Below are 5,869 nucleotides of genomic sequence, written 5' to 3' on the forward strand. Positions count from 1 at the left end.
TTTTTGTGCCAATTCCATCTGTGCGTGTGAGCCTTGAGGGTTCATGCGCTAAAACTGATGGGCATTGGCAATGAGAACGATCAAGTGTCTTAAGGGCAATTGGTGGATGCCTTGGCATGCACAGGCGATGAAGGACGTGATACGCTGCGATAAGCTACGGGGAGGTGCGAATACCCTTTGATCCGTAGATTTCCGAATGGGGAAACCCACCTAAGGTACTTGGAAAATCAGAGCAGCAGAGCGATCTGCTGCTGTGGTTTCCAAGTATCGATAATAGGTAACTTACCCTGAATACATAGGGGTAAAGTGGCGAACGCGGGGAACTGAAACATCTAAGTACCCGTAGGAAAGGACATCAACCGAGACTCCGCAAGTAGTGGCGAGCGAACGCGGACCAGGCCAGTGGCTTTTGTGAGATAAGTGGAACCTTCTGGAAAGGAGGGCCGAAGTGGGTGATAGCCCCGTACACGTAATGCGAACAAAAGTCCTTGAGTAAGGCGGGACACGTGAAATCCTGTCTGAACATGGGGAGACCACTCTCCAAGCCTAAGTACTCGTGCATGACCGATAGCGAACTAGTACCGTGAGGGAAAGGTGAAAAGCACCCCGACAAGGGGAGTGAAAGAGTACCTGAAACCGATTGCCTACAAACAGATGGAGCCCGCAAGGGTGACATCGTACCTTTTGTATAATGGGTCAGCGACTTAGTGTGTCGAGCAAGCTTAAGCCGGTAGGTGTAGGCGCAGCGAAAGCGAGTCTGAACAGGGCGTTCAGTTCGACGCATTAGACCCGAAACCGAGTGATCTAGCCATGAGCAGGTTGAAGGTAGGGTAACACCTACTGGAGGACCGAACCCATAACTGTTGCAATAGTTCGGGATGACTTGTGGCTAGGGGTGAAAGGCCAATCAAACTCGGAAATAGCTGGTTCTCCGCGAAATCTATTTAGGTAGAGCGTCGACCGAATACCCTGGGGGGTAAAGCACTGCATGGGCTAGGGGTCCTCACCGGATTACCAAACCTAAGCAAACTCTGAATACCCAGGAGTACTAGTCGGCAGACACACGGCGGGTGCTAACGTCCGTCGTGAAAAGGGAAACAACCCTGACCTACAGCTAAGGTCCCCAAGTTATGGCTAAGTGGGAAAGGATGTGAGGATCCCAAAACAACCAGGATGTTGGCTTAGAAGCAGCCATCATTTAAAGAAAGCGTAACAGCTCACTGGTCTAAATAAGGGTCTTTGCGCCGAAAATGTAACGGGGCTAAAGCCATACACCGAAGCTTAGGGTTCGTGAGCAATCACGAGCGGTAGCGGAGCGTTCTGTAAGCCAGTGAAGCCGTACCCGTGAGGGACGGTGGAGGTATCAGAAGTGCGAATGCTGACATGAGTAACGTAAGGGGAGTGAGAGACTCCCCCGCCGAAAGACCAAGGGTTCCTGCTTAAAGTTAATCTGAGCAGGGTTAGCCGGCCCCTAAGACGAGGCAGAAATGCGTAGTCGATGGGAACCACGTTAATATTCGTGGGCCTGTGGGTAGTGACGGATCGCACAAGTTGTTCAACCTTATCGGATTGGTTGGGCAGCGGAGCGGTTCCAGGAAATAGCTCCCACTTATAGACCGTACCCGAAACCGACACTGGTGGTCTGGTAGAGTATACCAAGGCGCTTGAGAGAACTATGCTGAAGGAACTCGGCAAATTGCACGCGTAACTTCGGAAGAAGCGTGACCCTTTGCTGCGCAAGCAGTGGAGGGTGGCACAGACCAGGGGGTAGCGACTGTTTATCAAAAACACAGGGCTCTGCGAAGCCGCAAGGCGACGTATAGGGTCTGACGCCTGCCCGGTGCTGGAAGGTTAAGAGGAGGGGTGCAAGCTCTGAATCGAAGCCCCAGTAAACGGCGGCCGTAACTATAACGGTCCTAAGGTAGCGAAATTCCTTGTCGGGTAAGTTCCGACCTGCACGAATGGCGTAACGACTTCCCCGCTGTCTCCAGCATAGACTCAGTGAAATTGAATTCCCCGTGAAGATGCGGGGTTCCTGCGGTTAGACGGAAAGACCCCGTGCACCTTTACTATAGCTTTACATTGGCATTCGTAGTGGCATGTGTAGGATAGGTGGTAGGCTTTGAAGCCAGGGCGCCAGCCTTGGTGGAGCCACCCTTGAAATACCACCCTTATTACTATGGATGTCTAACCGCGGCCCGTTATCCGGGTCCGGGACAATGTATGGTGGGTAGTTTGACTGGGGCGGTCGCCTCCTAAAGAGTAACGGAGGCGCGCGATGGTGGGCTCAGAACGGTCGGAAATCGTTCGCTGAGTGCAATGGCATAAGCCTGCCTGACTGCGAGACTGACAAGTCGAGCAGAGACGAAAGTCGGTCATAGTGATCCGGTGGTCCCGTGTGGAAGGGCCATCGCTCAACGGATAAAAGGTACGCCGGGGATAACAGGCTGATGACCCCCAAGAGTCCATATCGACGGGGTTGTTTGGCACCTCGATGTCGACTCATCGCATCCTGGGGCTGGAGCAGGTCCCAAGGGTATGGCTGTTCGCCATTTAAAGCGGTACGTGAGTTGGGTTCAGAACGTCGTGAGACAGTTCGGTCCCTATCTGCCGTGGGTGTAGGAATATTGAAAGGATCTGTCCCTAGTACGAGAGGACCGGGATGGACGTATCTCTGGTGGACCTGTTGTGGCGCCAGCCGCATAGCAGGGTAGCTATATACGGACGGGATAACCGCTGAAGGCATCTAAGCGGGAAACCCACCTTGAAACGAGTATTCCCTGAGAACCGTGGAAGACGACCACGTTGATAGGCCGGGTGTGGAAGAGCGGCAACGCTTGAAGCTTACCGGTACTAATAGTTCGATCGGCTTGATCGTTCTCATTCCTTATGTCCATCACCAGCGCTCACGCATGAGCGGCCCTAAAGGGCCTATGCTCCGCGAGGGCGCCGGATGACCGGCGACGCGCAGTCGCGCTTGCGGGCAACGCCCGTAGCAAAACTGCAAGACGCCAATGGCACAAATACAGCTTCTCATACGTGCGTTTCGCCGACCTGGTGGTTATGGCGGAGCGGCTGCACCCGATCCCATTCCGAACTCGGCCGTGAAACGCTCCAGCGCCAATGGTACTTCGTCTCAAGACGCGGGAGAGTAGGTCGCTGCCAGGTCTGCCAAACGCACGTAATTCTCTTTATTCTTTTGTCTTTAGGCCCGCCAAACGGGACTTCGGGCCGCGAAAGCGGCCTTTTCGTTTGGCAGGTAGAATTTCGGTAAGCGAATGCTTATCTTTATATGGTTGACGCGGGATGGAGCAGCCCGGTAGCTCGTCAGGCTCATAACCTGAAGGTCGTAGGTTCAAATCCTACTCCCGCAACCACTTTAACTTGCGAATGGCCCGCCTCTCCGGCGGGCTTTTTGCGTTTAAGAGAAATGCTTAGAATTCCAGCAAGATCGCCCCGCACATCGATTTGAAGCTCGTCTTCCTCCGGTGTAAGAACGATCTGTGTTTCGGCGTGGAATAAGGACCCCGTTTCAGGGGTGACCGGCGTCCAAAAAGGACCCCTGTAACGCAGGGTTGTCACACTGCCTTCGGTTTCATCGGGGGCATTTGTTTTGGATGTTGGTTGTGGAGACGATTGCGAAGATACGTCGGCTTTCGCTGGTCCAGGGGAAGTCGATCAAGGAGATCTGCCGCGAGTTGAGGATATCGCGGAAGGTTGTCCGGAAGGTGCTGCGGTCGAACGCGACGGAGTTCCGTTACGAGCGTGAGCATCAGCCGATGCCAAAGATCGGCCCCTGGCAGGATCAGCTCGACGGGCTTTTAGGTGGCAATCACGGCAAGGCGGGGCGCGAGCGGCTAACGCTGATCCGAATCTTTGAGGAGCTCCGCGGTCTCGGATACGACGGCAGCTACGACGCGGTTCGCCGATACGCCAAGAGCTGGGCGAAGGCGCAGGGATCAGCGACGGCGGAAGCCTATGTGCCGTTGTTCTTCGCGCCGGGTGAAGCCTACCAGTTCGACTGGAGCCACGAGATCGTCCTCATCAATGGCGTGACTGTGACCGTGAAGGTTGCCCATGTCCGGCTTTGCCACAGCCGCATGATGTTCGTCAGAGCCTATCCGCGCGAGACGCAGGAGATGGTGTTCGACGCGCACGACCGGGCCTTCGCCTTCTTTGGCGGCACCTGCACGCGCGGCATCTACGACAACATGAAGACGGCGGTTGAGACGGTATTCGTCGGCAAGGACCGGCAATACAATCGCCGCTTCCTGCAGATGTGCAGCCATTATCTGGTGCAGCCGGTCGCCTGCACGCCGGCGTCGGGCTGGGAGAAGGGTCAAGTCGAGAACCAGGTCGGGCTGGTGCGCGAGCGCTTCTTCACGCCGCGGCTGCGCTTCAAATCCTATGAGGAACTCAACGCCTGGCTGCTCGACAAATGCATCGCCTACACCAAGACGCACCGTCATATCGATCAGCCGGAGCGCACGATCTGGGAGGTGTTCGAGGAGGAGCGCGGCAAACTTGTCGAGTATCGCGGCCCCTTCGACGGCTTCCACACGGTCCCCGCCTCGGTATCGAAGACCTGCACGGTGCGCTTCGACAACAACAAATACTCGGTGCTGTCGACTGCCGTGGGCCGACCGGTCGAGATCCAGGCCTATGCCAGCAGGATCGTCATCCGGCAGGATGGCGTTGTCGTCGCCGAACACGCCCGTTCGTTCGGGCGCGGTGAGACCATTTACGATCCCTGGCACTATGTCCCCGTGCTCGCCCGCAAGCCCGGCGCATTGCGCAATGGCGCGCCGTTCCAGGACTGGGTTCTGCCCTCGGCGATGGAGCGGACCCGGCGCCGACTGAAGTCCTCGGATGACGGTGATCGCCAGATGGTGGCGATCCTGGCTGCGGTGTTGACCGACGGGATCGATGCCGTGGAGGCCGCCTGCCAAGAGGCGCTCGACCAGAACGTCTGCTCGTCAGCTGTCATCATCAACATTCTGGCGCGGCGGCGCGATCCGGCGCCAGCCATCACCATTCTCACCCCGGACGCTCTTCGCCTGCGCCATGAGCCGCAGGCCGACTGTGCCCGCTACGACAGCCTCAGGAGGGCAAGCTGATGGAACGCACGCAGGTTCTGGATCTGATGGGAACGTTGAAGCTCTACGGCATGCGCAGTGCCTATGACGAGGTTATGGCGACCGGCATCAAGCGCCAGCACGAGCCGCCGAGGATCGTCGGCGATCTGCTGTCGGCCGAGATCGCCGAGAAGCAGGCGCGCTCCATCAAATACCAGCTCACCGTCGCAAAGCTGCCGATCGCCAAGGACATCGAGGAGTTCGACTTCGACGGCACGCCGGTCAACGAGGTGCTGGTCAGGGACCTTGCCAACGGCACCTTCGTCGCCGACCAGCGTAACGCCGTTCTCATCGGCGGCACCGGAACCGGCAAGTCACATCTGGCGATTGCCCTTGCCCGATCCCTCATCCGCAACGGGACGCGCGGTCGCTTCTTCAATGTCGTTGATCTCGTCAACCGGCTCGAGACCGAGCACCGCGGTGGCAAGCAGGGCCGTATCGCTGACTACCTGACCCGATTGGACTTCGTCGTCCTCGACGAACTCGGCTATCTGCCCTTCGCGCAAGCCGGCGGGCAGTTGCTCTTCCACCTGATCAGCAGGCTCTACGAGCGCACCTCGATCATCGTCACCACCAATCTGGCGTTCGGCGAATGGCCCGCTGTCTTCGGCGACGCCAAGATGACGACGGCGCTGCTCGACCGGCTCACCCATCACTGCGAGATCATCGAGACCGGAAACGAATCCTGGCGATTCAAGAACCGCGCCTGATCACCCCATAACGCCGATCCGCGC

The 5,869-nt window shown here is 57.2% G+C and carries 1 protein-coding gene, 1 tRNA gene, 2 rRNA genes and 1 pseudogene; all 5 read left to right on the top strand.

Features of this window, described 5'->3' with window-relative positions; translation table 11 throughout:
- Positions 1–78 precede the first annotated feature (78 nt).
- The 5 genes and pseudogenes from AO692_RS02875 to istB all read left to right on the top strand — a co-directional run bounded on the left by AO692_RS02875 (position 79) and on the right by istB (position 5,845).
- A 23S ribosomal RNA gene (locus tag AO692_RS02875) occupies positions 79–2,878 on the top strand.
- A 175-nt stretch (positions 2,879–3,053) separates the two neighbouring features.
- Positions 3,054–3,168 (top strand): 5S ribosomal RNA (gene rrf / locus AO692_RS02880).
- 132 nt (positions 3,169–3,300) lie between these two features.
- A tRNA-Met gene (locus AO692_RS02885) sits at positions 3,301–3,377 on the top strand.
- Between the two features lie 240 nt (positions 3,378–3,617).
- A pseudogene (gene istA, locus AO692_RS02890) lies at positions 3,618–5,184 on the top strand (IS21 family transposase).
- Positions 5,117–5,845, top strand: a complete 729-nt coding sequence (gene istB, locus AO692_RS02895; protein WP_054308547.1) for an IS21-like element helper ATPase IstB — start codon at positions 5,117–5,119, stop codon at positions 5,843–5,845. Before istA ends, istB begins: the two are co-directional and overlap by 68 nt.
- The last annotated feature ends 24 nt before the right edge of the window (positions 5,846–5,869 follow it).

The sequence above is a fragment of the Mesorhizobium sp. 1M-11 genome, assembly GCF_001303895.1.
GTDB lineage: Bacteria > Pseudomonadota > Alphaproteobacteria > Rhizobiales > Rhizobiaceae > Mesorhizobium.